25 protein-coding genes are annotated in these 25,014 nt (G+C 68.7%); 9 read left to right on the top strand and 16 right to left on the bottom strand.

Annotated elements, in window-relative coordinates; translation table 11 throughout:
- Positions 1-592: 592 nt before the first annotated feature.
- Positions 593-1,330 (top strand): sulfite exporter TauE/SafE family protein, encoded by a 738-nt coding sequence (locus HWX14_RS09840; protein WP_175882550.1) that lies wholly within the window; start codon positions 593-595, stop codon positions 1,328-1,330.
- 127 nt (positions 1,331-1,457) lie between these two features.
- Here the strand turns inward: HWX14_RS09840 and HWX14_RS09835 are convergent, their stop codons facing one another.
- From HWX14_RS09835 to ftrA, 6 genes are all read right to left on the bottom strand, one after another.
- A complete protein-coding gene (locus HWX14_RS09835; RefSeq protein ID WP_175882549.1) occupies positions 1,458-2,036 on the bottom strand; it encodes an NnrU family protein in 579 nt (192 codons plus the stop codon).
- 302 nt (positions 2,037-2,338) lie between these two features.
- Entirely contained in the window at positions 2,339-3,034 is a 696-nt protein-coding gene (locus HWX14_RS09830) for a TfoX/Sxy family protein (protein ID WP_175882548.1), read from the bottom strand.
- Positions 3,031-4,140 (bottom strand): malate/lactate/ureidoglycolate dehydrogenase, encoded by a 1,110-nt coding sequence (locus HWX14_RS09825; RefSeq protein WP_175882547.1) that lies wholly within the window; start codon positions 4,138-4,140, stop codon positions 3,031-3,033. The genes HWX14_RS09830 and HWX14_RS09825 overlap by 4 nt, the downstream gene beginning before the upstream one ends.
- A 60-nt stretch (positions 4,141-4,200) precedes the next feature.
- Positions 4,201-5,655 carry a M20 family metallopeptidase gene (locus HWX14_RS09820; protein WP_175882546.1) on the bottom strand — a complete coding sequence of 485 codons (1,455 nt, stop codon included), beginning with the start codon at positions 5,653-5,655 and terminating at the stop codon, positions 4,201-4,203.
- 78 nt (positions 5,656-5,733) lie between these two features.
- Positions 5,734-6,804, bottom strand: coding sequence for a nitronate monooxygenase (locus tag HWX14_RS09815; protein WP_175882545.1), 1,071 nt, complete (start codon positions 6,802-6,804; stop codon positions 5,734-5,736).
- 84 nt (positions 6,805-6,888) lie between these two features.
- Positions 6,889-7,851, bottom strand: coding sequence for a transcriptional regulator FtrA (gene ftrA / locus HWX14_RS09810; protein WP_175882544.1), 963 nt, complete (start codon positions 7,849-7,851; stop codon positions 6,889-6,891).
- A 114-nt stretch (positions 7,852-7,965) separates the two neighbouring features.
- On the opposite strand from ftrA, the gene HWX14_RS09805 reads away from it, so the two are divergent.
- A complete protein-coding gene (locus HWX14_RS09805) occupies positions 7,966-8,385 on the top strand; it encodes a rhodanese-like domain-containing protein (protein ID WP_175882543.1) in 420 nt (139 codons plus the stop codon).
- 90 nt (positions 8,386-8,475) lie between these two features.
- Complete coding sequence (locus HWX14_RS09800; RefSeq protein WP_006480800.1) at positions 8,476-8,802, top strand: superinfection immunity protein; 327 nt, start codon at positions 8,476-8,478, stop codon at positions 8,800-8,802.
- 15 nt (positions 8,803-8,817) lie between these two features.
- On the opposite strand, the gene HWX14_RS09795 is transcribed toward HWX14_RS09800, so the two are convergent.
- The 7 genes from HWX14_RS09795 to HWX14_RS09765 form a co-directional block, all read right to left on the bottom strand.
- Entirely contained in the window at positions 8,818-9,978 is a 1,161-nt protein-coding gene (locus tag HWX14_RS09795; RefSeq protein ID WP_175882542.1) for a cytochrome P450, read from the bottom strand.
- Between the two features lie 108 nt (positions 9,979-10,086).
- Complete coding sequence (locus tag HWX14_RS09790; protein WP_174992436.1) at positions 10,087-10,353, bottom strand: YodC family protein; 267 nt, start codon at positions 10,351-10,353, stop codon at positions 10,087-10,089.
- Positions 10,354-10,697: 344 nt separating this feature from the next.
- A complete protein-coding gene (locus HWX14_RS09785) occupies positions 10,698-11,558 on the bottom strand; it encodes an isocitrate lyase/phosphoenolpyruvate mutase family protein (RefSeq protein WP_175882541.1) in 861 nt (286 codons plus the stop codon).
- Between the two features lie 141 nt (positions 11,559-11,699).
- Positions 11,700-13,367, bottom strand: a complete 1,668-nt coding sequence (locus HWX14_RS09780; protein ID WP_175882540.1) for an ankyrin repeat domain-containing protein — start codon at positions 13,365-13,367, stop codon at positions 11,700-11,702.
- 182 nt (positions 13,368-13,549) lie between these two features.
- Positions 13,550-13,975: a GNAT family N-acetyltransferase gene (locus HWX14_RS09775; protein WP_175882539.1), complete on the bottom strand. Its 426-nt coding sequence runs from the start codon at positions 13,973-13,975 to the stop codon at positions 13,550-13,552.
- A 57-nt stretch (positions 13,976-14,032) separates the two neighbouring features.
- The gene (locus tag HWX14_RS09770) at positions 14,033-14,893 is read right to left on the bottom strand and encodes a MurR/RpiR family transcriptional regulator (protein ID WP_175882538.1); all 861 of its coding nucleotides are present in this window, start codon (positions 14,891-14,893) and stop codon (positions 14,033-14,035) included.
- Positions 14,894-14,948: 55 nt separating this feature from the next.
- Entirely contained in the window at positions 14,949-15,302 is a 354-nt protein-coding gene (locus HWX14_RS09765; RefSeq protein WP_006480793.1) for a NirD/YgiW/YdeI family stress tolerance protein, read from the bottom strand.
- A gap of 234 nt (positions 15,303-15,536) precedes the next feature.
- Here HWX14_RS09765 and HWX14_RS09760 point away from each other — a divergent pair, with 234 nt between their 5' ends.
- The 5 genes from HWX14_RS09760 to HWX14_RS09740 all read left to right on the top strand — a co-directional run bounded on the left by HWX14_RS09760 (position 15,537) and on the right by HWX14_RS09740 (position 19,390).
- Positions 15,537-16,199 carry a response regulator gene (locus HWX14_RS09760; protein WP_027781177.1) on the top strand — a complete coding sequence of 221 codons (663 nt, stop codon included), beginning with the start codon at positions 15,537-15,539 and terminating at the stop codon, positions 16,197-16,199.
- Positions 16,196-17,572, top strand: a complete 1,377-nt coding sequence (locus HWX14_RS09755; RefSeq protein ID WP_175882537.1) for an ATP-binding protein — start codon at positions 16,196-16,198, stop codon at positions 17,570-17,572. The genes HWX14_RS09760 and HWX14_RS09755 overlap by 4 nt, the downstream gene beginning before the upstream one ends.
- 237 nt (positions 17,573-17,809) lie before the next feature.
- Positions 17,810-18,256: a MarR family winged helix-turn-helix transcriptional regulator gene (locus HWX14_RS09750; protein WP_175882536.1), complete on the top strand. Its 447-nt coding sequence runs from the start codon at positions 17,810-17,812 to the stop codon at positions 18,254-18,256.
- 36 nt (positions 18,257-18,292) lie between these two features.
- The gene (locus HWX14_RS09745) at positions 18,293-18,661 is read left to right on the top strand and encodes an antibiotic biosynthesis monooxygenase family protein (RefSeq protein ID WP_175882535.1); all 369 of its coding nucleotides are present in this window, start codon (positions 18,293-18,295) and stop codon (positions 18,659-18,661) included.
- A gap of 528 nt (positions 18,662-19,189) precedes the next feature.
- Positions 19,190-19,390, top strand: a complete 201-nt coding sequence (locus HWX14_RS09740; protein WP_175882534.1) for a hypothetical protein — start codon at positions 19,190-19,192, stop codon at positions 19,388-19,390.
- A gap of 482 nt (positions 19,391-19,872) precedes the next feature.
- Here HWX14_RS09740 and blaPEN-B read toward each other — a convergent pair whose 3' ends face one another.
- Entirely contained in the window at positions 19,873-20,811 is a 939-nt protein-coding gene (gene blaPEN-B / locus HWX14_RS09735; protein ID WP_175882533.1) for a PEN-B family class A beta-lactamase, read from the bottom strand.
- A gap of 136 nt (positions 20,812-20,947) precedes the next feature.
- Between blaPEN-B and penR the strand changes: the two genes are divergently transcribed.
- On the top strand, positions 20,948-21,838 hold the full coding sequence (gene penR / locus HWX14_RS09730) for a beta-lactamase transcriptional regulator PenR (protein WP_175882532.1): 891 nt from the start codon (positions 20,948-20,950) through the stop codon (positions 21,836-21,838).
- A 483-nt stretch (positions 21,839-22,321) separates the two neighbouring features.
- Here the strand turns inward: penR and HWX14_RS09725 are convergent, their stop codons facing one another.
- Positions 22,322-22,573 (bottom strand): hypothetical protein, encoded by a 252-nt coding sequence (locus HWX14_RS09725; RefSeq protein WP_006482135.1) that lies wholly within the window; start codon positions 22,571-22,573, stop codon positions 22,322-22,324.
- A 96-nt stretch (positions 22,574-22,669) separates the two neighbouring features.
- Positions 22,670-24,892 (bottom strand): amylo-alpha-1,6-glucosidase, encoded by a 2,223-nt coding sequence (locus HWX14_RS09720; protein ID WP_175882531.1) that lies wholly within the window; start codon positions 24,890-24,892, stop codon positions 22,670-22,672.
- Between the last annotated feature and the right edge of the window lie 122 nt (positions 24,893-25,014).

Genomic DNA, 25,014 nt, shown 5'->3' with positions numbered 1-25,014 from the left:
TCGTTGTCGTGACAATGATTTGTCGCGATACGATTTATCTCGAAAATCCCGCCGGACAAGCCCAACCTTCCTATTTGACCGGTACGGCAAAATGCCCGCGTGAACTCATGTCCAAATCGTGGAATGAAAACGAAATCGGGTCTCAGTCGCGTACAACGGTTTGAAACCGCGCATCCGATGCATCACATCCAGCTATAAACCTCGTCGGCAACAAGGATTTTTCGGGGCCTTTTCGTTCTTCTCGGTCTCTATCGAAAACCCGTAGATATCGACGGCGCTTCCAAACCCGACATCCTTTCGCACCGAACACCTGAAATTCGTTTCAGTCTTCGCTGTAACCCTATCCGCTCATATCGGAAAACCAGCCTCAAAACCAGACCCAATGAATCCGGAAAGGAAATAAATGACGAGGCTCTGCCAAAATTAAATCCTCGTCATAAATAATCGGCGCGCATTTTGCCCGCGCACCGGCCGTCGCCGGCATGGCGCGACTCGCGCGTGCGCGGACGGCGGTCCTGAATTACCATCGGGCATCCTCACGCGGCGGGCTTGGCCGTCAGCGGTTCAAGGTCATATCCTGGATCAATCGATCGTGCTCGCTCTCATCATCGTCGCCGGCCTGTGGGCCGGCCTCCAGAACGCCCTCGCGGGCGGCGGTTCGTTCGTCACGCTGCCCGCGCTGATCGTGTCGGGGATGTCGCCGCTCGCGGCCAACATCACGTCGACGGTCGCCCTGTTCCCCGGCCAGGTCACGACGGGCTGGGCGAGCCGGAACATGGTGAGCGGTGTGGGCAGGCTGCCGTTTCGCGCGCTGTTCGCAATCAGCGTGGCCGGCGGCGCGCTCGGCGGCCTGCTGCTGCTGAAAACGCCGTCGTCGATCTTCTCGCACCTGGTGCCGTGGCTCGTGCTGTTCGCGACGGCCGTGTTCGCGTGGGGCAGTTTCTTCCGCAAGCCGGGCGCAGGCGCGCAACATCTCGGCCCCGTCGCGGCCGGGGTCTCGCAGTTCCTGATCGCGATCTACGGCGGCTACTTCGGCGGCGGCATCGGGTTCCTGATGATGGCCGCGCTGACGATGGCCGGCCTGCCGCCGCGCCACGCGATGTCGACCAAGAATGCGCTCGCGGGCGTGATGAACGCGTCGGCGGTCCTGCTGTTCGTCACTTCGCCGCACCTGCACTGGCGTGAGGCGATCGCGCTGGGCGGCGGCGCAATCGTCGGCGGCCTGCTCGGCGCGTGGGCGCTGCATCGCGTGAACGAACGCGTGCTGCGAATCGCGATCGTCTGCATCGGCGCGCTGCTGACCATCGGGTTGTTCGTCAAACCGATCTGACGCGCGCACGCCGCGGCCGCGGCAGTCATGCCGACTCGCCGTCGGCGGCGCGGCACACAGCGATCCTGCTCGACGCGAGCCTCCACGGTTTCCTGCCGCAGCTGCCTGTCCGGCCGGGCCTGCGCGTTCAGCCGAAGGGCCGCACGCCGATCAGCGGGCCGTGCAGGAACCGCGCGAACACCGCCCAGACGACGAGTCCGACCACGACGGCCGCGACGTCGCCGGCCAGCCCTCCGGCCGGATAGCGGACACCGTCGCGGCGGTCTCGCGCACGCGACACGACAAAATCGACGATCGCCCACACGAAGAACGCGCCGAACAGCACGACCGCGTGCACGGTGCCGTTCACGAGCAGGTGCGCAACCGCCCAGACCATCGTGCCGGCCAGCATCGGATGCCCGACGAGCGTCTTGATCCGGTTGCGCGGCACATACGACGCGGCGATCAGCACGAACGCGACCGCGGTCAGCATGCCCGTCAGGTGGCGCACGCCGACCGGCGACACCCACAGCAGCGTCGCGCCTGCGCGGGCGAGCCCGTATCCCCAGATGATCAGCACGAAGCCGACGATCGACGCGATCGCGTACCCGCCCTTCCAGCCTTTCTCGCCGATCCGTTCGATCGTCGCGGACCGCCAGCCGTCGGCGACGATCCGGATCGAGTGCACACCGAGGAAGATCGCTAAACCGAGAATCAGGACGAGCATCGGCTGTCTCCGTCTGGAATGATGAGTGGGGAAGCGTTCCGCGCGGCGTACGGTGCGCCGTTCGCGGGGCCGGCGGCGAGGCCGGCGCGGGTCGCGCGAGGCACGGGCGCAACCCGCGCCGATCATAAACGCCGGGGCCGCCGTTGTGAAGCATGCAGGATGTGCGGCGCGTCAAGCTCGATGCGTTCGCGCATCGGATCGTGCGCGCGAGTCGGCCGCGCAGCGTGCGGGTCGGGAGCGACGGGTGGGTCTGAAAGTAAGGAAAGCGAAAATCGCGAGGTTGTCGCTCCTCGTGCTCGGGACTACGCCTGTTTGCGCTTCGCCGCGGGTTTCCGTGCCGGCGCGGGCGATGATTTCGATGCCGGTTTCGGTTTCTGCGTCGACGCCGGTTTCGATGCGGATTTCGCCGCCGGCTTCGTTTTCTGGGCTGATGCGGGTTTCGTTGCCGGTTTTGTTGCAGGCTTCGTTGCCGGTTTCGTTGCCGGTTTCGCCACCGGTTTCGCCACCGGTTTCGCCACCGGTTTCGCCACCGGTTTCGTCACCGGTTTCGTCATCGGTTTCGTCACCGGTTTCAACGCAGCCTTCACCGCAGTTTTCGGCGCGGCTTTCGGCCCCGCCCCGGATACCGTCTTCGACGCCGTCCTCGCCTTGCGCTTCGGCGGCCCGGCCAGCAGCGCCGCGCGATACGCACTGCGGCACCAGTCGAACAGCGCGCCCGCATCCTCGAGCACGTCGGCCGGCGTTTCGTAATAGCCCTCGAGCGCGACGGTGCGCGTGGGCCGCGCATACGAGAACGGCCCCATCCCCGCCGCGACGAACGCCGGACGGTTCACGTCGTCCACACGCAGGAACAGCGACCCGCGCGACATGAAGCCGAACATCACGCCATCGAGCCGCAACGCCGCGCCGCTGAAGAACCGGACAACGGCGACCGTACCGAGCGGCGCAAGCTGATACGCGATTTCCTCGCCGTGCGCCTTTTCCGCCTGCCAGCTCATGCGGACACCTCGCAGCGCTGCGTCCACGCATCGAGCTCGGCCGCGTTGAAACCGACGGCCGCCGCGCTCTCACGGATCTGCCGCCACGTCGCGCGGTCGACCGGAATGCCGGCCGAGCCGCGCGCGGCGCGGCTCGCGTCCTCCGGCTCGCCGGGCATCTGCACCGGCGCGTCGCCGGCCTGCGGCGACGCCTTCGCCCATGCGACGAACGCATCGGCTTCGCGTTCGGCATCGGCCGCGTCGAACGCTTTCGGATCGATCAGCACCGACAGCATCCCGTTGACGATCGCACTCGTCTTCTGCAGCGTATCGCCGTACGTCGTATGCCCGCCCACGAGCGCGCCGCCGAAGATCTCGCACATCGCCGCGAGCGCATACCCCTTGTGCAGCCCGAACGGCAGCAGCGCGCCGAACGGCTGCTCGTGCATCACGGCCGGATCGTCGGTCGGCTGGCCGCGATGGTCGATCAGCGACCCGGCCGGCGTGCGCTTGCCCTGGTTGTACGCGACCCGCGTCTTGCCGTACGCGATCGCGCTCGTCGCGAAATCGAGCAGCAGCGGCGGCTTGCCCGCGCGCGGATACGCGGCGCAGAACGGGTTCGTGCCGAAGCGCGGATCGGTGCCGTGCAGCGGCGCGACCAGCAGGTCGCCCGGCACGTTGACGAAATGGAACGACACGAGCCCCGAGCGCGCGCACTGTTCGGCCCAGTGCCCGATACGGCCGAGGTGATGGACGTCGCGCAGCCCGATCGCGCAGATGCCCATGCGCCGCGCGCGCTCGATCCCTTCGACCATCGCCTCGAACGCGATCACCTGGCCGAAGCCGCGCCCGCCGTCGATCGTCAGCACCGCGCCGCCATCGCGAACGATCGACGCATGCCCGTTCAACTGCAACTGCCCTTCCCGCCACGATGCGACGTAATTCGGGATCATCCCGATCCCGTGCGAATCGTGGCCCGCGAGATTCGCGCCGACCAGGTGATCGGCGACGAGCGCTGCCTCGCGCGCGTTGCTGCCGGCCCGTTCCCAGAGTGCCGCGACGAACGCATGCAGCGGTTCGGCGCGCATGCGCAGCGGTTCGGTATCGGGTGTCGGCAGTACGGTCATCGGCAGCACTCCATCCAGTCGGTTCGGGTCGGGCAATCGCTACGTCGAACGCTGCGACGCTCAGCGCGCGGTCGCGATCACGTCGGCCACCGCCGCCGTGAGCTTCTTCGCATACGGCACGTGCAGAAACTCGTTCGGGCCGTGCGCGTTCGACTTCGGCCCGAGCACGCCGCACACCATGAATTGCGCAGCCGGGAAGCCTTCCTGCAGCACGTTCATCAGCGGGATCGTGCCGCCGAGGCCCATGTACGCGCAGTCGGCGCCGAAGTGGCGGCGCGACGCGGCGTCGAGCGACGACGCGAGCCACGGCGCGAGATCCGGCGCGCTCCAGCCCGTCGCGGCGCCCGCGTCGGGCTTGAACGTGACCTTCGCGTTGTACGGCGGGTCGAGCTCGAGCAACGCCTTCAGTTGCTGCACGGCCTGCGCGGCGTCGACGAGCGGCGGCAGCCGCAGCGACAGCTTGAACGCGGTGCGCGGACGCAGCACGTTGCCCGCATCGGCGAGCGCCGGCAGGCCGGCCGCGCCCGTCACCGACAGCGACGGACGCCACGTCGAATTCAGCAGCGCCTCGCGCGGATCGGTCGTGGTCGGCAGCACGGGCTTGCCGTCCTGGCCGCACGCCCAGGGCAGCCCCTTCCACACCGTATCGCCGAGAATCGCGGCAGCGGCCTCGGCTTCGCGCACGCGGCTCGACGGAATCTCGCAATGGAACGCGCCCGGCAGCAGGTTGCCGTTCTTCGCGTCCTCGAGGCGTTCGAACAACTGGCGCATCACGCGGAAGCTCGACGGCGCGATGCCGCCGTACACGCCCGAGTGGATGCCTTCTTCCAGCACCTCGACCTGCAGGTCGCCGGACACGAGGCCGCGCAGCGACGTGGTGAGCCACATCTGGTCGTAGTTGCCGGCGCCCGAATCGAGGCACACGACGAGCGATACCTGGCCGAGCCGATCGCGCAATGCGTCAACGTACGGCAGCAGGTCGTAGCTGCCCGACTCTTCGCAGGTTTCGATCAGGCCGACGCAGCGCGGCCGCTCGATGCCCTGCTCGTCGAGCGCGCCCAGCGCCGCGAGGCTCGCGTAGATCGCATAGCCGTCGTCCGCGCCGCCGCGGCCGTACAGCTTGCCGTTCTCGAACTTCGGCGTCCACGGGCCGAGATCCGCGCGCCAGCCGTCGAATTCGGGCTGCTTGTCGAGGTGGCCGTACAGCAGGATCGTGTCGGTGCTGCCCGAGCGCGTGGCCGGCGACTCGAAGAAGATCACCGGCGTGCGGCCGGGCAGGCGCACGATCTCGAGCTTGAGGCCCTTCACGGGTTGCCGTTCGGCCCACTGCGCGGCGTCGGTGACGACCCGCTCGAGATAACCGCGCTTCTCCCAGTCGGGGTCGAATGCGGGACTCTTCGCGGGAATCGCGATGTAGTCGGTCAGTGCGTGGAGAATTTCATCGTTCCACTTGCGCTCGATGAAGGTAACGAGCTTGTCATGGTCGAGGACGGGGGTAGTGTCGACGGAAGTCATGGTGGGGGTGCCTGGATCGGGCTGACGAAAATCCAGATCATACGCCGATGCTCCCCCGCCGGCGCCCCTCCTGGCCGTTCAGCCAGCCTTCGGAAACGCGTCGCGCAGCCCGGCCGCGCACGCGAGCGCGTCGTGCCACAGGCGCCGCGTCAGTTCACCGGCATCCTCTTCGCGCGCGAGCGCCGCGGCCTCGCCCGACCACAACAACGAGAAATCGTCGCGGCCCTGCCGCTCGAACGCGCCGCGCAGCGGATCGACCGCGGCCGTCGCGAGCGGAAACGCCGGCGCGAGCGCACTCATCGGCCCCTGTTCGCGCATGAAGCGCGTCAGCAGCCCGCGTGCGGGGCGGCCCGTGTACAGGTTGGTCATGCGCGTGCCGTCGTCGCGGGCGGCGCGCACGGCCGCTCGATGCTGCGCCGAACGGCCGGCCTGCGGCGTCAGCAGGTAGCCGGTGCCGATCTGCACCGCGCTCGCGCCGAGCGCGAACGCGGCCGCGATGCCGCGCCCGTCGGCGATCGCACCGGCTGCGATCACCGGCGCGCGCACGGCATCGACGATCTGCGGCAGCAACGCGAACAGGCCCGGCTGCGCGTGGATGTCGTCGGTCAGGAACATCCCGCGATGGCCGCCGGCCTCCGCCCCTTGCGCGACGATCGCGTCGACGCCGCGCGCATCGAGCCAGCGCGCCTCCTCGACGGTCGTCGCGGACGACACCACCTGCGCGCCCGTGCGGCGCACGCGGTCGAGCAGCGCGTCGTCCGGCAGTCCGAAATGGAAGCTCACGACGGCCGGCCGCAACTCCTCGACGACCGCGCACATCGTATCGTCGAACGGCGCGCGGCCGGGGCCGCCTTTCACGTCGGCCGGGTCGAGCCCGGCTTCCGCGTAGTAGCCGGCGAGCGCCGCGCGCCAGCGCGCATCGACCTCGGCATCGGGCGCGGGCGGCGCGTGGCAGAAGAAATTCACGTTGAACGGCGCGGCCGTGCGCGCACGGATCGCCGCGATCTCGTCGCGCAACTGCTGCGGGCCGAGCGCCGCGCACGCGAGCGAACCGAGCCCGCCGGCTTCGCACACGGCAATCGCGAGCGGGCTCAGCGAGCCCACCATCGGGGCCTGGATCAACGGCAAACGGGAAGGCAGTATCGTCATCGGAATCCCTTTTTTGAATGAGTGGCCGCGCCACATCGGGTGTGCTTTTCTTCGTCGCGCACGCGCGGTCCCGCCCGGCGCTCGCTACGTACCGCCGCGATCCATCCCGCGCCGGTACGCGGCCGGGCTGGTCGCCGCGACGCGCCGGAAATGCCGGCGCAGCGATTCCTCGGAACCGAACCCGGCGCGCGCCGCGACCTGCGCAAGCGGCAACGCGGGCTGCGCTTCGAGCATGTCCTTCGCGACGTTCACGCGTTCGCGGATCAGCCACGCGAGCGGCGACATCCCCGTCGCATCCGCGAACTGACGCTGCAGCGTGCGCGTGCTCATCGCGGCCTGCGCGGCGAGCGACGCGAGCGTGTGCGGCTCGGCCGCATGCGCGCGCATCCAGTCGATCAGTTTCGCGAGCCGGTCGGTGCCGCCCGGCGCGACCGGGCGCGGCACGAACTGCGCCTGTCCGCCGTCGCGATGCGGCGGCAGCACGAGGCGCTGCGCGACGCGGTTCGCGATCGCGCCGCCGTAATCGCGGCGCACGAGATGCAGCAGCATGTCGAGCCCCGCCGCCGAGCCGGCCGACGTGACGATCTGTCCTTCGTCGACGTACAGCGCATCGGGATTCACGCGCAGCGCCGGATAACGCGCCTGCAGGCGTTCCGCATACCGCCAGTGCGTCGTCACGGTGAGACCGTCGAGCACGCCGGCCGCCGCCAGCACGAACACGCCCGAACAGATCGAGCAGAGCCGCGCGCCGCGTCGGTGCGCGGCCCGCAGCTTCTTCAGCAGCGGCTCGGGCGGCAGCTCGTCCGGATCGCGCCAGCCGGGAATCACGATGGTGTCCGCGCGATCGAGCGTCGCGAGCCGGTACGGCGCGGCAACGGTAATGCCGCCCGCCGCGCGCACGGGCCCCGGCTCGCTCGCGCAGACCGCGAAGCGATACCAGTCGACGCCCAGCTCCGGGCGCTCGAGCGCGAACAGTTCGACCACGCAGCCGAATTCGAACGTGCAGAGACGATCGTAGGCGAGCGCGACGACGAGATGATTGTGCATGGCGCGATGTTACCGGAACTTGTCGATCGCGCCACTGCCGCGAAACGCGCCGAACCGCGATACTGCCCTTCATTGCGGCGCGTTCCGTGCCCGCTCGACCAGGAGAGCCCGACCATGTCCCATGTCACCGACATCCCCGCCGCGGACAGCCCCGCCGCCCTCGCGCATTTCGAGGCATCGCTGCGCTTCGAGACCGATTGCTGGGACGTGCACGACGCACTCGCGTCCGGTACGCCCGATTTCGTGCTGCTCGACGTGCGCGGGCCGGACCTGTTCGCCGCCGGCCACGTGCCCGGCGCGCGCAACCTGCCGCACCGCAAGATCATCGAAAGCAAGCTCGCCGGTTACGCGGCCGATACGCTGTTCGTCGTCTACTGCGCGGGGCCGCACTGCAACGGCGCCGCGCGCGCGGCGATCCGGCTCGCGCGCCTCGGCCGCCCGGTCAAACTGATGATCGGCGGCGTGACGGGCTGGCTCGACGAAGGTTTCGCGCTGAGCAACGACGTGCAGCCGGCGGACGCCGAAGCCGCCTGATCGTCACCAAAAGCGCAACAATCAATTGCCTGCACACGAACGGAAAAAGCGCGACAATCAGCCTCATTGCAGTTCGGACGGAGCAGCACCATGCATGATGCAGTCCTGATTCAAGTGGCCGGTTCAGTCGCGGCGATCGCGCTCTATTTCCTGCCGGCCGTCATTGCCGACCGGCGCGGCCGGCACGACAAGCTGACGATCGCGATGTTCAACGCGCTGTTCGCGTGGACGGGCATCGGCTGGCTGATGACGCTGTACTGGGCGTGCCAGCCGAACCCGCGCACCGACGTCGCGCAGACGATCCTCGCGAAGCGCCGCGGCGTCAGCATGCGGACCTTCTCGACCGGCCTCGTCGAACGCGTGCAGCGCCGCGTCGCCGCCCAGGAGCAATGGGCGGAAAAACAAGGCTGCCGTTAAGTCCCTCTTTCCTCTTCACCGCATCGCGTCGAACTTGGGCATCCTGACGTTGGTCGACGCGCGGTAATCCCACTTCAGTGCGTCGCGCGGCGGCCAGCCGCCCGCGCGCAATCGCGCCGCGAATGCCCCCGCCGTCACCGCCCGTGCGATCCGCTCGCCCGGACACCCGTGCGGCCCCGTGCCGAAGCCGAAATTCGGCCCTGCCGCGCGGCCGGGCATCAGCCGGTGCGGATCGCGATGCACCGCCGGATCGCGGTTCGCTGCCGCAAGCACGACGAGGATCGCGTCGCCGGCCTCGACGCTCACGCCTTCGATCGTCGTGCGTGCCGCGACGAAGCGGCGCGTGTTCTGCACCGGCGCCTCGAAACGCCCGACTTCGGCGACGAATGCGTCGAGCGCGGCCGCGTCCGGCGCCGCGCCGGCTTCGCCGTCCCATGCCACGAGTGCATTGCCGAGCCACGCGGCCGTCGCCTCGCACGTCTGCGACAGCAACCCGACGAGATTCGCGACCAGCGCGCCGCTCGCGTGCCAGCCCGACGCGCGGGCCGCCTGCTGCACGGCGGCGACCAGCGTGCCGTCGTGCGCATGCGACCGTGCAACGCGCTCCGTCATCCGGTCGAGCAGGTGCCGCGCCGCGTCGCTCGCACGGGCCAGCGCCGCGGCATCCGACAGCGGCGACAGCGCGGCGACGAAATCGACGACCTGCGCGGCAATGTCGTCGAGTTGCGTTTCGTCGAAGCCCAGCAGATCGGCAACCACGCACACCGGCACCGTCATGCACCACGCGTTCAGCGCGTCGGCATCGCCCGGCACCGGCAACCGCCGGGCGGCAAGCACGTCGGCGCGATCGCGCAGCGTATCCGTGTCGATCGGCGCGAACGCCGCGCGCAACGCCTGCTTCGGCACGTCGTGTCGCGACGCGCCATCGTTCATGCGCACCAGCTCGCCGAACAGTGCGCCGGCCGTCGTGCCGCGCAACGCGGGCGGCACCGGCGCATCGAGCGGGCGCACGCGGCAGGCCGGATGGCCGAGCACGGCCGTCACGGCCGCCGCGCGGCTCGCGACCCACAGGCCGAGCGTGGCGTCGAACGCAAGCGGCGGCCCGTCGACGAGCGCGGCGTAATAGGGATAGGGATCGCGGTGCGTGACCGCGGCAATGGGATCGGTCGGGTTCATGCGTTCAGTATCGTCGCAGTGCGCCGCCCGATGTTTCGGGATGGCGTGAAATGTCGCTGCACGGACGCCGGGCGCCACGCGCCGCGGCATCGCAGCGCCCGGCCGGCGTCAGGCCGCCGACCGGTAGCGGTGCGACTGCATGCGCAGCCGGACCCGCCCGGCCGAAATCGCGCGCGGCTCGGGCACCACCGTGTCGTGATGGAACATTTCCTGCCGGAACTCGCCGCTTTCGTCGAACCACTGGCAGATCAGCCAGTCGCCGTCGTCGAACACGACGGGCCCGGCATACGTGACGGTCATGCGCGGCCCGCCCGTTTTCAGCGTCACGACATCGCCCACGCGAAACCCGACTCGGTGATTTTCTCGGATCGTCATCGCTCTCTCAGCTTTTTATATATTGAATATATTGATATTCCCGGCAGCCCACTCACCGCTCATTGGAACGTGCCGCAGATTATCAATCAAAAAATCATCCGGCAACTCCCGCGCACGAAAATGCTTCGAACGGGAACCTGCAACAATGCGCGGCATCGTCGCGTATAACGGCTCGCCGGGCGGCAGGCCCGGCGCGGCTTACGCGCCGGCCGCGGTCGATCGGATGGAATGCGGAGAATAGACGATGATTTTCGCGCCGTCACCGACGATTAATCCGGACGCGAAATCGGTTGATTATTGTCAATCAATGTTTCGGCGGAAACGATTCCGGTTTTTATTGGGGCTCATTCGTCCAACAAAATCGGTGAATTATCCGGCGCGGCAAACCAGCGGTTGATATCGCGCCCCGGCACGGCCGCCTGGGTAAAAGTGAACGTGCCGTCGCGCCGCATCTCCGTCGCCGCGCGCAGGAATGCGCCCAACGCGGCCCGCGCCAGCGCGCCGCCGACGCTGACGCGCTTCACGCCGAGCGCCGCCAGCTCGTCGAGGCTCAGCAAGCCGCCCTGCAGACCCATGACGACATTGACGGGTGCGCCGACCGCCCGCGTCACCGCCGCGATCTCGTCGGCGTCGGTGATGCCGGGCGCATACAGCACGTCGGCGCCGGCGTCGCGATAGTCGACGAGCCGCGCGATCGTGTCGTCGAGGTCGCGGCGGCCGTGCAGGTAGTTTTCGCAGCGCGCGGTCAGCGTGAACGGAAACGGCAGCGCGCGCGCCGCATCGACGGCCGCCGCGATGCGCTCGACCGACGCGTCGCGCGCATAGATCGGCGTATCGGCGCGGCCGGTCGCATCCTCGATCGAGCCGCCGACCGCGCCCGCCTCGGCCGCCAGCCGGATCGTTTCGGCCACCGTGTCGGGCGCGTCGCCGAAGCCGTTCTCGAGATCGGCGCTCACGGGCAGGCCGCCCGCGGCGACGAGATCGGCAATGTGATCGAGCATCGCGTCGCGGTCGATCGCGTTGTCGGGCTGCCCTTTCGAAAACGCGTAGCCGGCGCTCGTCGTGGCGAGCGCTTCGAAGCCGGCCATCGCGAGCAGGCGCGCGGTGCCGGCGTCCCACGGGTTCGGGATGATGAACGCGCCGGGGCGCGTATGCAGTGCACGGAAAACTTCGGCGTGGCGGGCTTGCTGGTCGGAACGGGTCATCGCGAACTCCGGGAAGGTGTTGACGGTGAGCTTACGCCGGTCGTGCGCGCGACGTTTCAGCTTTCGCCGAAATGTCGGCGCGCGACAGGAAACACGCGCCCGTGCCGAATGCGGGCCGCCACGCACGGCGGCCCGCGCGGTTCACGTCGATGCGGGCGGCCCGACGTCAATGCCGAGCAACACGTCGGTAACAGCGTCGGAGAACCGCATCGCGCGACCGTCGATCACCACGCCTTCCGGATTCGACGGATCGCGCACCGCTGGCGGCACGCCGTGCGCGAGCAGCATGCGCGCGCACGCTTCCCAGTCGGGATCGCCGATGCCCTCCGGCTCGTTGACGGACGCCCACGACAACGTGCCGAGCGCGTCGCTGCCGAATCCGTGCAGGTCGCGCCAGCTTGCGCCATGCGCGAGCAGGAACGCGAGCAGTTCGGCATCGCCGCGGAACACCGAGTGATTCAGCGCGCTCGCGTCCCAGTCGCCGCCGCGCGAGGCGATCGGCCAGCCGAGCTCGACCATCACCTTCACCGCATCGCGCGAACCCCACGCGGCGGCGTCCGGCAGCAACCGGAGCCGGTCGACGGATAACGCGCCGGGCAGTTCGGGATGGCGCGCCTGGATACGCCGTGCGTCGTCGGCATCGGCGCGCGCGCAGGCCGCCACGAACGCGTCTTGCGTGTCGAGCGCCTCGTCCGCGCCGGCCGCGCGCAACAGCGCCGCGACGTCCGACAACCCGGTCTGCATGGCCAGCCGGTACGCGCTGACGCCTGCCGCGGTCCGCGCACCGGGATCGGCGCCGGCCGCCAGCAGTGCGGCGACGTGGCGCGCCGGGCAACGCACGGCGATCGCGCGCAGCAACGGCGCGCCCCACGTCTTCGTCGGCCCTTCGCCGGCCGGTTCGTTCGGGTCGCCGCCGTGCGCGAGCAGCAATTCGAGCGCGGCCGCGTCCGGCACGTCGAGCGCCCGCCGCAACGCATTCGTCCCGCCCACCCGTGCGCCGTGCTCGAGCAGCAGGCGCGTGCACGCCGGGTTCTCCACCGAGTGATACAGCGATTCGCCGTCGTTCGGATCGGCGCCCGCTTCCAGCAGCATCGCGGTGAGCGCCGGATCGCGATTGACGCCGGCGGCGCCATACAGCGCCGACAACGATTCCGACTCGTCGGGCTCGGCAAGTGATGCCGGCGGATACCGGTTACCGATCCGCTGGTTCGGATCGGCGCCCGCATCGAGCAGGTGACGCGCGCACGCGCGCAGCCTGGCCGCGAATTCGGGAAGCTGCCCGAGCCGCGAATGCGTGACGGCGACGAGCGGCGGCAACTTCAGCGCACCGGCGGCGCGCGCGATCCAGCCGGGATCGGCGGCCAGCGCCGCCTTCACCGCGTCGAGATCGCCCGCCGCGCACGCGACGGCCGGATCCGCCGACACGAGATCGGGATGGTCGCGCAGCAATTGCGCGGCGACGCGCGGCCGGGCCGCGTCGAAGCCGCCGGTCACGTCGGCGCCGTAGGCGAGATCGAGCCAGCGCCGGATCAACTGCGACCGCGGTTGCCGCGCGAGCGCATGCGTTTCGACGAACGCGCCGAGATCGGCCCACGAAGCAAAACCGTACTCGCGCGCGATGCAGGACTGCGCGTCATGCAGGCGCAGCCCGAGCGCGAGCGCTTCGTCATGCGTGCGATGCGCGGCGGCGGGCAGGAATTCGACGAAGCGCGCGACGGCGTCGGCGTCGCCCTGTCGATACAGGCGCAACAATGCCTTGGCCTGCTTTTTCAGATGATCGGGATGGGCGTTCGGAGGCAGCTTTTTCATGCGAATCCTCGTGCATGGATGGCCGAAGGTCCGCAATACCGCCAGCACGAAGGATGGGGAAGACTGGATTGGCTGCGACAGGTGGGTTGAACCCTTTCCGCGGACCCGGAAGCGACCTGCATCGCTGCCCGGTATCGTAGGCGACGGCCGGCGGCATCGTCAACCGTGCCGCGCGGCGCCGCTCAGCCCGCAAGCTTCTTCGTCAGGAAGATGCGCGTGTGCCCGAGCGGATAATCGGGCAGCTCGCCGAAACGCACATAGCCACGCTTCTCGTAGAACGGCCGCGCCTGGAAGTCGAACGTATCGAGCCACGCGCTGTGGCAGCCGCGCGCGACGGCCTCTCGTTCGGCCAGATCCATGATGCGCGTGCCGGCGCCCTGGCCGCGCGCGGCCTCGGGCACCACGAGCAGGTCGACATGCAGCCAGCCGAACGCCGTGCCGCCCCACAGGCCGCCGACCACCGAGCCGGCCGCGTCGGTCGCGATCACGGCCAGCGGCCGGAAGTCGGCCGGGCCGGCCTGGCGTTCGTTGAAGCGGATAAGCGGCGCGACGATCTGCTTGCGCACGTCCGCGTCGGCCGCGTCGGTCACTGCATAGGTCAACGTCATCGGTTGCATCGAGTCGTCAATGAAAGCGGGCCCAACCCGCCGCACATCCCGCGCCCGTCAAACGACGTACGCGCCCTTCGCGTGCAGTTCCGCTTCGGTCCGCTCGAGCGCCGCGACCGCATCGCTGCCTTCGAGCGCCAGCAACTGCGCGACCAGCGCCTCGGCCATCGCATGCGCGGCCACCAGCGACGGAAAGAACGACGGGCTGTCGTGCGTGAAGATCAGTTGCGCGTCCGCGTGCAGCGCGATCGGCGACACCGCGCTGTCGGTAATCGCGACGATCTTGCTGCCCTGCGCTTTCGCCGCCTGCGCGACGCGCGTCGCCTCGGCCGAATACGGCGCGAAGCTGATGATCACGGTCACGCTCTGCTTCGCGATCGTCCGCAGCTCCATTTCGAGCGAACCAGCGACGCCGTTGAGCAGCGACACGGTCGGACGGAACAGCCGGTAGCCGTAGACGAAACCGAACGCGACCGGATAGCACGAGCGAAACCCCGCCACGTGCACGTGCGATGCCTTGCGGAGCAGCTTCGCCGCATCCGCGAGCGCGTGCTCGTTCTGCGCGGCGGTCGCCGACAGGTTGTGCTGCTGCGCGGCGAGCAGATCGTGCGCGAGCGACGCCTTCGCGTCGGGCCGCACCAGCGAGCGCGCACGTTGCGTGAGCGGCTCGGGCCGCGTGCGCACGCGCGCGACGCACAGGTCGCGCAGCTCGTTCCAGCCGGGAAAGCCGAATTGCTGCGCGAGCCGCACGAGCGACGCAGGCTGCACCTGCGCGCGCTGCGCGACCTTGCGCATCGACGACGTGGCGACTTCGTCGGGATGATCGAGCAGGAAAGCGGCGCCCGCCTGGAATTGCGGGCTCAGCTCGGAAAATTGCGCCCGGATCCGGGACGCGAGTTCGTCGAAATTGGCGGCCATCTTGGTGGGAACGGGAACCGATCGTCCATGGTATCACCGGCCCCGCGCCCACCGGTCAGCGCAGCACTTCGACGTGATCGGCGTCGACCTTCACGCGGCCCGACCATTTGCGCTCGAATTCGCCGGTCAGCTTCACCTCGTTCTTGTCGCTGACGGGCTGGCCCGCCGCCCACAGCTTGTGGTCGATCTCGACGCGGATCGTGCCGGTGGCGTCGGCGAACTCGTAATCCTCGCCGCCGACGTGCTTGACGATGCGCCCCTGCAACTGCACGTGCTGGTCGTCCTTCCCGTTGGCGAGCAGTTCCTTCACGGTCGTCGTGGTCAGCGCGGACGGCCCCGTGTATTGCGCGTAGACGGCGGCAGGCAGCGCGACGAGCGCAACCGCCAGGATTCTGGCCAGGTGTTTCATGATGTCGGTCCTCTTCTTCGATGTGGCACCGCGCTCCGTTGAACGCGACGGCGCCAGATTACGGACCGTAAGATTAAGCAAACCTGAAGGGCGCGCCGAAGTGACACGTTGCCGCGCCGGACGAGTACGAAAGCGGGCCGCGCACCGCACCCATTTAAGCTTCGCCTAAGACACGTGCGCTTATCATGCGAAATTCCGGGCGCCGCGGCGCCCCCGTTGGAGAGACACGAATCCATGCGCGTACTGCTCGTCGAGGACGATCCGCTGATCGGCAGCGGACTCGAACAGGGCCTCAAACAGGAAGGCTTCGCGGTCGACTGGGTGAAGGACGGCGATGCCGCGTCGCTCGCGCTGCGTGCGACCGGCTACGGGCTGCTGCTGCTCGATCTCGGGCTGCCGAACCGCGACGGCCTGTCGGTGCTCGCCGCGCTGCGCCGCCGCGACGAGAACCTGCCCGCGATCATCATCACCGCGCGCGACGGCGTGCCCGACCGCATCGCGGGCCTCGACAGCGGCGCGGACGATTACCTCGTCAAGCCGTTCGAACTCGACGAACTGCTCGCCCGCATCCGCGCGGTCAGCCGCCGCCATGCGGGCCGCGCGCAAACCACGCTCGCGATCGGCCCGCTGCGGCTCGATCCCGTCAAGCACCTCGTCTGGCTCGACGACGACGAAGTGCCGCTGTCGCCGAAGGAGTTCGTGCTGCTGCACGAGCTGATGCGCGAACCGGGCGCGGTGATTTCGCGCGAACAGTTCGAGGAACGGCTGTACAGCTGGGGCGAGGAAATCGAGAGCAACGCGGTGCAGGTGCATATCCACAACCTGCGCAAGAAGCTCGGCCACGACATGATCCGCACGGTGCGCGGCGTCGGCTACCGGATCGGTGACGGCACGTGACACGCATCCAACGCGCGGCCGCGCGCTGGCGCAACGCGTCGCTGCGGCGGCGCCTGCTGACGTGGCTGCTGCCGGCCGCGTGCGTGATCGGCCTGGTCGCGAGCGCCGGCACCTACTGGGGCGCGCTGCGCGAACTCGACGACCTGCTCGACGACCAGATGCGCAGCATGTCGAAACAGATCGTCGTCGGCCCGAACGGCGAGCTGTCGTTCAGCAACCACGACAAAGGCAAGCACGGCTTCGAAGCGAGCGACCCCGACGCGGTGCTGCTGCAGGTGTGGCGCAACGGCACGCTCGTGTATTCGACCGACCGCGATTCGAAGCTGCCGCCGCCCGCGCAGCAGGGCATCGCGAGCGTCGACGTCGGCGGCCAGCCGTGGCGCACCTATGTGACCGAACGCGGCGGCACGACGATCCGGCTCGCGCAGGCGCGGCATGCGCGCTGGGAAGCGATCGCGGGCATCGCCGTCCACCTGCTGTGGCCCGTGTTCTCGATGCTGCCGCTGCTCGCGCTGGGCCTGTGGTTCGGCATCGGCGCGGGGCTGCGGCCGTTGCGGGCGATCGCGTCCGGCCTGAAACGCAGGAATGCGAACAACCTCGAACCGGTCGACGTCGCGTCGATGCCGAACGAGGTCCGCCCGCTCGCCGAGGCGATCAACGACCTGCTCGCACGCCTCGACCGCTCGTTCACGTTGCAGCGGCACTTCATCGCCGATGCCGCGCACGAGCTGCGCACGCCGATCATGGGGCTGTCGATCCAGTCGCAATTGCTGCGACGCGCGGCGAGCGCCGAGGAACGCGAGCACATCCTCGCGCAAATCCATGCGGGCACGACACGCCTCGGCCACCTCGCCGAACAGTTGCTGACGCTCGCGCGCCTCGAACCCGATGCGCAGGCGGCCGCCGCCGCATCGGCGCCGGTCGATCTCGCCGCGCTGTGCCGCTCGGTGGTGTCGGACCGCGCACGTGTGGCCGACGCGCACCGGATCGATCTCGGCGCGATCGTCGACGCGCCCGTGATGGCCGCCGGCAATGCCGACACGCTGCGCGTGCTGCTGAACAACCTCGTCGACAACGCGATCCGCTATGCGGGCGAAGGCGCGCGCGTCGACGTGTCGGCGCGCATCGACGGCGCGACGCCCGTGCTCGAAGTCGCCGACGACGGCCCCGGCATCCCGGAGGCCGAACGCACGGACGTGTGGGAACGCTTCTATCGCGGCGAAGGCGCGCAGGCAATTACGTCGTCGGGCAGCGGGCTCGGGTTGTCGATCGTCAAGCGGATCGCCGAACAGCATCGCGCGACCGTCGCGCTCGGCACCACGCGCGGCGGGGGCGGGCTGACCGTCACGGTGCGCTTCCCGCCGCCCGGCTGATGTGCGGGCGGCTGGCGGCTTGTCCACAGATTATGTTGGCAAGCTTGTGGACAACCTTCCATTAACGGCACCAAACCCTTGATCGGAAAGGGTTTGTCGTACGTGCGCGGCAAATGCGCCGGAGCGGAGCACGCACGCGCTCGCGCACGTTGTCGTGGACGATCCGCTCGACCCGCCAATTTGACAACCAGTTGTCCATTACGTAAACTGGTTGTCAATTCAAGATCCGAGCTCGGTATGACGAAATCCGACAAGTTGACCGCCGTCGCGCTGTCCGTATTCCGGTTGAACGGCCTGCTGATCGAATGGGGCAACACGTTCGCCGGGCCGCACGGCTTGACCAGTGCGCGCTGGCAGGTGCTGGGCGCGATCTCGATGGCGCCGGACGCGCCGACCATCCCGCAGATCGCCGATGCGATGGGCATCACGCGCCAGGCCGTCCTGAAACAGATCAACGTGCTGACCGACGAAGGGCTGGTGCTGTCGTTGCCCAATCCGGCGCACAAGCGCTCGCCGTTGTATGCGCTGACGCCCCGCGGCGAAGCGGCCTATCAGGCCGTGGTCGAGCAGTGGCAGCGGCATGTCCGCGACATTGCCGGCGATTTCAGTTCGGCCGACCTCGACGCGGCGCTTCGCGTGCTGTCGGCGATGTCCGGCGCGCACGGTCAAAACGGCCACGCGTGACCGCCCGCTTGCCCCGCTACCCCACCAGGAGTGCCCATGCCTCAATTCAAGCCGATGGATCCGGCCTTTCCGATCCAGCAACAGATCGCGATCGACGCGGCGCCGGTCGTACTCGTCAACGTGTTCACGCTGGCAGCTGCCGACGAAGCCGACTTTCTCGCCGTCTGGCAAGACGATGCGGCATTCATGAAGCGGCAGCCGGGATTCATCTCGACGCAGCTTCACCGCGCGCTCGGCGACAGCCCGACTTACCTGAACTACGCGATCTGGGAATCGACGGAAGCGTTTCGCGCGGCCTTCACGCATCCGGAGTTCGTCGCGAAGCTGGCGGCCTATCCGTCGTCCGCCGTCGCCAGCCCGCACCTGTTCCAGAAGGTCGGCGTGGCCGGTATCTGCACCGCGTAAGCCGGCGCGCATAGCGTGGCAGCGCGTGGCATCGGCCGAATCGCGAACGCGGACTTCTCCACAGAAAATGTTGGCAAGCTTGTGGATATCCTGCGCACCGCGACGCTAAACCCTTGATCCGATGGACTTTGGCACGCGTGATGCAGACACGGCGCGCGTCATGGCCATCGCGCACACCGCTTCGCCGCACTTCGCATCACGACGCCACGACGCCACGACGATGCGCCACTTACCCACAGATTGTGTTGGCAAGCTTGTGGATATCCTGCGCAAGCCTGCGCTAACCCGTTGATCGGCCTAGGGTTCATGCCGCGTGTCACCGTTTCGGCAGCGCGCGGGTTCGGCCTGCGCGAACACGGACGATTCAGTGCGATCGCAGCGCACCGCCGATGCCTTGACGCCCGCGCCCGTCGCGCATCAAGATCACGCAAGCCGCACGCGGCCGCGCATCGCCGGCGACGCGCGTCGGCGCCCCGGGCCGGCCATTGCGCCGGCACCGCATGACGACATTTCAAACCGAGGAAGACCATGGAACACTTCACCGCGTGGCAATTGCTCGTCTCGCTCGTGCTCGTCGCCATCGTCGTCTATCCGTACGTCCGCATCGTTCGGCGCACCGGGCATTCGGGCTGGTGGATCCTGACGATGTTCATCCCGGTGCTGAACTTCATCATGTTGTGGGTGTTCGCGTTCGCGCGCTGGCCCACCGTCGACGATCGGCAGCCCTGAGCGTTGCAGCCGCGGCAGCGCGCGAGCTTGTCCACAGATTGTGTTGGCAAGCATGTGGATAGCCTGCGCATACCGCGACCAAGCGCTTGATCCGAAAGACTTTGTTCGCGCTGCTTCGAAAGCGGCGCGCGGCCGGCGAATCGACGGTCGCATACCGCTTCGACGCGTGACGCACCGCCTGTCACGCCGCCTGCCGTGCTTGTCCACAGATTGTGTTGGCAAGCGTGTGGATAGCCTGCGCATACCGCGGTCAAGCGCTTGATCCGAAAGACTTTGTCCGCGCTGCTTCGAACGCGGCACGGCGGCGCGCATCGCGCCGGGCGCCGCGGCGCGCGGGCTTGTCCACAATTTTTGTTGGCAAGCATGTGGATATCCTGAGCATGCGCGACCTAAGTCGTTGATCGCACAACGTTTGATCGCGCAGGTCACGACTGCGGCACGGCGCGCCCGCGGCGCTCGTCACGCACGCCGTGCCGCGCCGCTCAACCGAACGTCTGCGCGACGATGCGCGCGACCGACGCGATCACGTCGTCCTTCGCCCGCGCATCGGCACGCGTCTGCGTGTAGTAGACGGCCAGCACGATCGGCGCGCGCGACGTCGGCCAGATGACGCCCACGTCGTTCGTCGTCCCGTAGTCGCCGGTACCGGTCTTGTCACCCACCACCCACCCGGCCGGCACGCCCGCGCGAATCCGCTTGTCGCCGACCTTGTTGCCGCGCAGCCACGTGACGAACTGCGCGCGCTGCGCGGCCGGCAATGCGTCGCCGAGCGTCAGCACGCGCAGGCTGGCGGCCATCGCGGCGGGCGTCGTCGTGTCGCGCGGGTCGCCCGGCAGCGCGGTATTCAGTTCGGTCTCCCATCGATCGAGCCGGAACGTGTCGTCGCCGATCGAGCGCGCGTAGGCCGTTACCGCCGACGGGCCGCCGATCAGCTTCATCAGCAGGTTCGCGGCCGCGTTGTCGCTGTACTGGATCGTGGCCTCGCACAGCGCGGCGACCGTCATGCCCGCGCCGACATGCTTCTCCGACACCGGCGAATAGTTGACGAGGTCGGCCTTCGTATACGTCACGCGCTGTTGCAGCAGGCCCGGCCGCTCGACGCTCCGCGCGAGCACCGCCGCGCCCAGCATCGCCTTGAACGTACTGCAGAACGGGAAGCGTTCGCCCGCGCGATGCTCGACGACCCGGCCGCTCGCCGTGTCGATCGCGCACACGCCGAGACGGCCGCCCGCGTCGCGTTCGAGATCGGCAAGCGTCGTCGCGGCCGCGGCGGGCGCAATGGCGTCCGCGGCAGCCTTCGCCGCCGCGGTGGCCGCGTCCGGCGCGGCGGCCTGTTGCGACGCGCATGCGGTGACGGTGAGAACGAGCGGCGCCGTCGCGGCGGCCAGCAACAGGGTTCGACGTTTCGATGAGTAGGTCATGTCGGTTGTCTCGTGATGGAATGGCGGCGCAACGTTGTTGACGCGTTGAAAACGGCCGGCCGCCGAGACAGCACTATCGAGACTTTACGGTTGACCGACAAGCAACGATAATTGAGCGCTGACAAAAGAAATTCTTATGCCGAGCCTCCGCCCCCATCTTCCGCTCAATGCGTTGCGCGCGTTCGAATCGTCGGCGCGCCACCTGAACTTCACGCGCGCCGGCCTCGAGCTGAGCGTGACGCAGGCGGCCGTCAGCCAGCAGGTGCGCTCGCTCGAGGAGCGGCTCGGCTGCACGCTGTTTACGCGGCTGCCGCGCGGTCTCGGGCTGACCGATGAGGGCCGCGCGCTGCTGCCGGTGCTGAGCGACGCGTTCAGCCGGATCGAGACGGTGCTCAAGCAGTTCGACGGCGGGCGTTTCCACGAGGTGCTGACGCTCGGCGTCGTCGGCACCTTTGCCCTAGGCTGGCTAATGCCGCGGCTCAAGCAGTTCGGCGACACGCACCCCTTCGTCGAGCTGCGGCTGCGGACCAACAACAACGTCGTCGATCTCGCCGCCGAGGGCCTCGACTTCGCGATCCGCTTTGGCGTTGGCAACTGGCCGACGACGCGCAACGAGCGGCTGCTCGATGCGCCGCTCACCGCGCTGTGCGCGCCAGACATTGCGCGGCGCATCGCGCAGCCAGCCGATCTCGCGAACGAAACGCTGCTGCGCTCGTACCGCACCGACGAATGGCTCGGCTGGTTCGACGCCGCGCAGCTCGAACCGTGGGCCGTCAACGGGCCGGTATTCGATTCGTCGCGGCTGATGGTCGAGGCAGCGATGCAGGGTGCGGGCGTCGCGCTCGCGCCTGCCTGCATGTTCGCGCGAGAACTGCAGCTCGGCCAGCTCGCGCGACCGCTCGACATCGACGTGCGCGCGGGCGGCTACTGGCTCACGTCGCTGAAGTCGAAACCGCTGACGCCCGCGATGACGCTCTTTCGCGACTGGATCGTGGCGGAAGCGGCCGACGCGGCGCCGGCCGAATAACGCGGCCGCATTTGTCCACAGAAAGTGTTGGCAAGGATGTGGATATCCTGGGTACCCGGGGCCTAAGCCCTTGATCGCGCACGCATTCGCGCGCCGATGCACGGCGCGGGCAGCCTTTGCGCACGGGCTTCGCGCACGCGCCGCATGCCGATCGGATCCTCAACCAGGGCGATGCAATCGATCGCGAGTTGTCCACAGATTTTGTTGGCAAGCCTGTGGATATCCGTCATATCAGATGCGTAACATCTTGATACACAAGGAGATTCGATCCACGGACCTTGACCGGTCAATGGTGTGGCACCGGAACGGTTGTCTAGCCGCATGCCGCGCACGCGCGGCGCACCCGGCCGAGAGCCGGGTGGTTCTCCACAGATTGTGTTGGCAAGCTTGTGGATATCCTGCGTATCGGGCACCTAACTGATTGAGCGCACGGGGTTTTGTGCTGCGTCCGCCGAATCGGGCAGCGCCTGCGCCGCCCGTGCATCAATGGCGGTCGAGCCCGCCGCGCAATTCGCTCGCCTTGTCGCGCAGCGCTTCGTAGCCCGAGCGCGCATGCTCGGGCAGGTCGGGATCGCCGATCAGCGCGCCGAGCGTTTCGATCAGGCTGAACAGAATGCCCTTCGCCGCGCCAACCGCAATGCTCTGCGATTCGATCGACTTGTGCAGGTGGTCGACCGCCGCTTCCAGATTCTCGAGCTTGTGCTCGCCGTCGTCGGGCCGGTTGTCGGTCGTCATCGTCTACCTCCGCCATCGTTCAAGGGTCATGTCGCGATTCTATGCCGCCGCGCGCGAACGTGGCGCGACATCGCGCAACGTTCGCGCAGCGCCCCGCTACAGCACCGCGACCACCTTCACGCGGCCCGGCTGCTCCGCCGACGCGACGACCTGGCCGTCGACGCGGCGGAACGTCAGCGACACGGTTTCGTCGCCGACGCGCAGCGCATCGATCCGCAGCCAGTCGACGCCTTCCGGCAACGCCGGGCGCTCGACGCGCACCTCGTGGCGCGACGCGTCGATGCTCACGCCGAGGCAGGCCTGCAGCATCATGAACGGCGCGCCGGCCGCCCACGCCTGCGGCAGGCAGGCCACCGGATACGCGGTCGGCGGTTCGCCGCGCCGGCGCGGGAACCCGCAGAACAGTTCGGGCAGGCGCATCTCGAAGCTCACCGCCGCCTCGAACAGCGCACGCAGCAGATTCACCGCGGCCGTCTTGTCGCCGTAGCGCGCCAGGCCGCGCGCGATCAGCGCATTGTCGTGCGGCCACACCGAGCCGTTGTGATAGGCCATCGGGTTGAAGCGCGGCTGGCCGGCCGCGAGCGTGCGGATGCCCCAGCCGGTCTGGAACAGCGCCGAGCCGAGCACGCCGGCGACCGCCGCGCCGCGCTCCGCGTCGGGCAGCCCGAACGCCAGCAGGTGGCCCGCGTTCGACGCGAACACACGGCACAGGTCGCCATGACCGTCGAGCGCGATCCCGTAGAAGTCGCCTTCGGGCATCCAGAACAGCGCGTCGACCTGATCGCGCAGCGTCTTCGCACGCAGCGCGTAGCGCGTCGCGTCGGCCGCGTGGCCGCGCCGGTGCGAGCACGCCGACATCGCGTCGAGCGCCGCGCACGCATAGGCCTGCACTTCGACGAGCGCGATCGGCCCGTCCGGGAAACGGCCGTCCGCGTGGAACACCGAATCGTGGCTGTCCTTCCAGCCCTGGTTCGCGAGGCCGCGCTCCGACGTGCGCTGATAATCGAGCAGTCCGTACGGATTGCGGTCGCACTTGTCGGTCACCCATTGCGCGGCGCGCTCGAGCGCGGGCCACAGCTCGTCGATCAGCGCATCGTCGCCGGTGCGTTCGACATAGGCGCCCGCGAGCACGATGAACAGCGGAGTCGTATCGACGCCGCCGTAGTACAGCGCGAACGGCACCTCGCCCGTCGCGGCCATCTCGCTGCGGCGGAACTCGTGCATGATCTTGCCGGGCTCGGCATCGCGGAACGCGGAAGTCTCGCGCGCCTGATGCTCGGCGAGAAAACGCAGCACGCCGCGCGCGAGCGACGGTTGCAGCCACAGCATCTGCAGCGACGTGATGATCGCGTCGCGGCCGAACGGCGTCGAGAACCACGGAATGCCCGCATACGGGTACGGCCCCGTGTCGAGCTGCGTCGTCAGCAGCCCGAGATCCGCGAGCGAACGATCGAGCCACGCGTCGAACAGCGGATTGCCGGTGTTCACGCGCGCCATCGACTCGCGCCGTGCCCGCATCTCGCGATGCACGCCGACGAGCGCGGTGCGCAGCGCGACGCGGCCGCATCCGGGCCCGTCGGCCTGCGCGGGCCCGAGCGTCGCATCGACGGTCAGGTAGATCGACACGCACGCCTGCGCGGCGATCTTCAGCGTGTAGTCGGCGCGATCGACCGACAGCGCGTCGGGCGCCGGCGAGAAATGCACGGTCACGTTGCGCTCCACGCTGTCGAGGCCGTCGTAGCGCAGCCGCACCGCGCCCGCGTCGACGCGCGGCGCGCCCACCGTGCCGCGCTTCGGCCGCCGCGTGCCGCGCACTTCGAACATGTCCTTGAAATCGGCCGCGAACGACAGCGACAGCGGCACCTCGGCTTCGCTCGCGCCGTAGTTCGTCAAGGTCAGCGCTTCGTACAGCACGTCGCCCGCGAGCACGCGCATGCGCTCGATATGGATCACGCCCTCGGGCGTCTCCTGGCCGCCGAGCGGCGGCAGCGGGCGGTTCGTCAGGTGCGCGGTGAACGACGCGTTGTCGGCGCTCGTCGCGCCCGACAGCAGCGACGGCGCGCGGCCGCCGAACGTCAGGCGCCAGGTCGACAGCACGCGCATGTCGTCGACGAACAGGCCGTCGTCATGCCCGCCGATGTCGCCGAGCGCGTCGCTGACCACGAACGCGTCGCCGGATTTCAGCACGTACTGGTTGTTGCGCGCGAGGACCTGCGGATCGGCTTCGGGCGCGATGAAAGCGGGACCCGACGCGATGGTCGGGGCAATCGGCGCGACTTGCGGCGCCTGCGTCGTCGTGGCTTCGGCGTGATTCGGCATCGATGCTCCTGTGTCGAGGCGCAACGCGCGGTGCGCGTCGCGTGTTTCGCACAGGATAGGCCAGAACGGCGAACGTGCGCAGCGACGAAACGGCCGCGGCGCAAGGCGACATTGCTTCGTCG

The organism is Burkholderia sp. BCC0044, assembly GCF_902832955.1.
In the GTDB taxonomy this organism is placed as follows: Bacteria; Pseudomonadota; Gammaproteobacteria; order Burkholderiales; family Burkholderiaceae; genus Burkholderia.
This window is presented reverse-complemented; position numbering and strand designations above follow the sequence as displayed.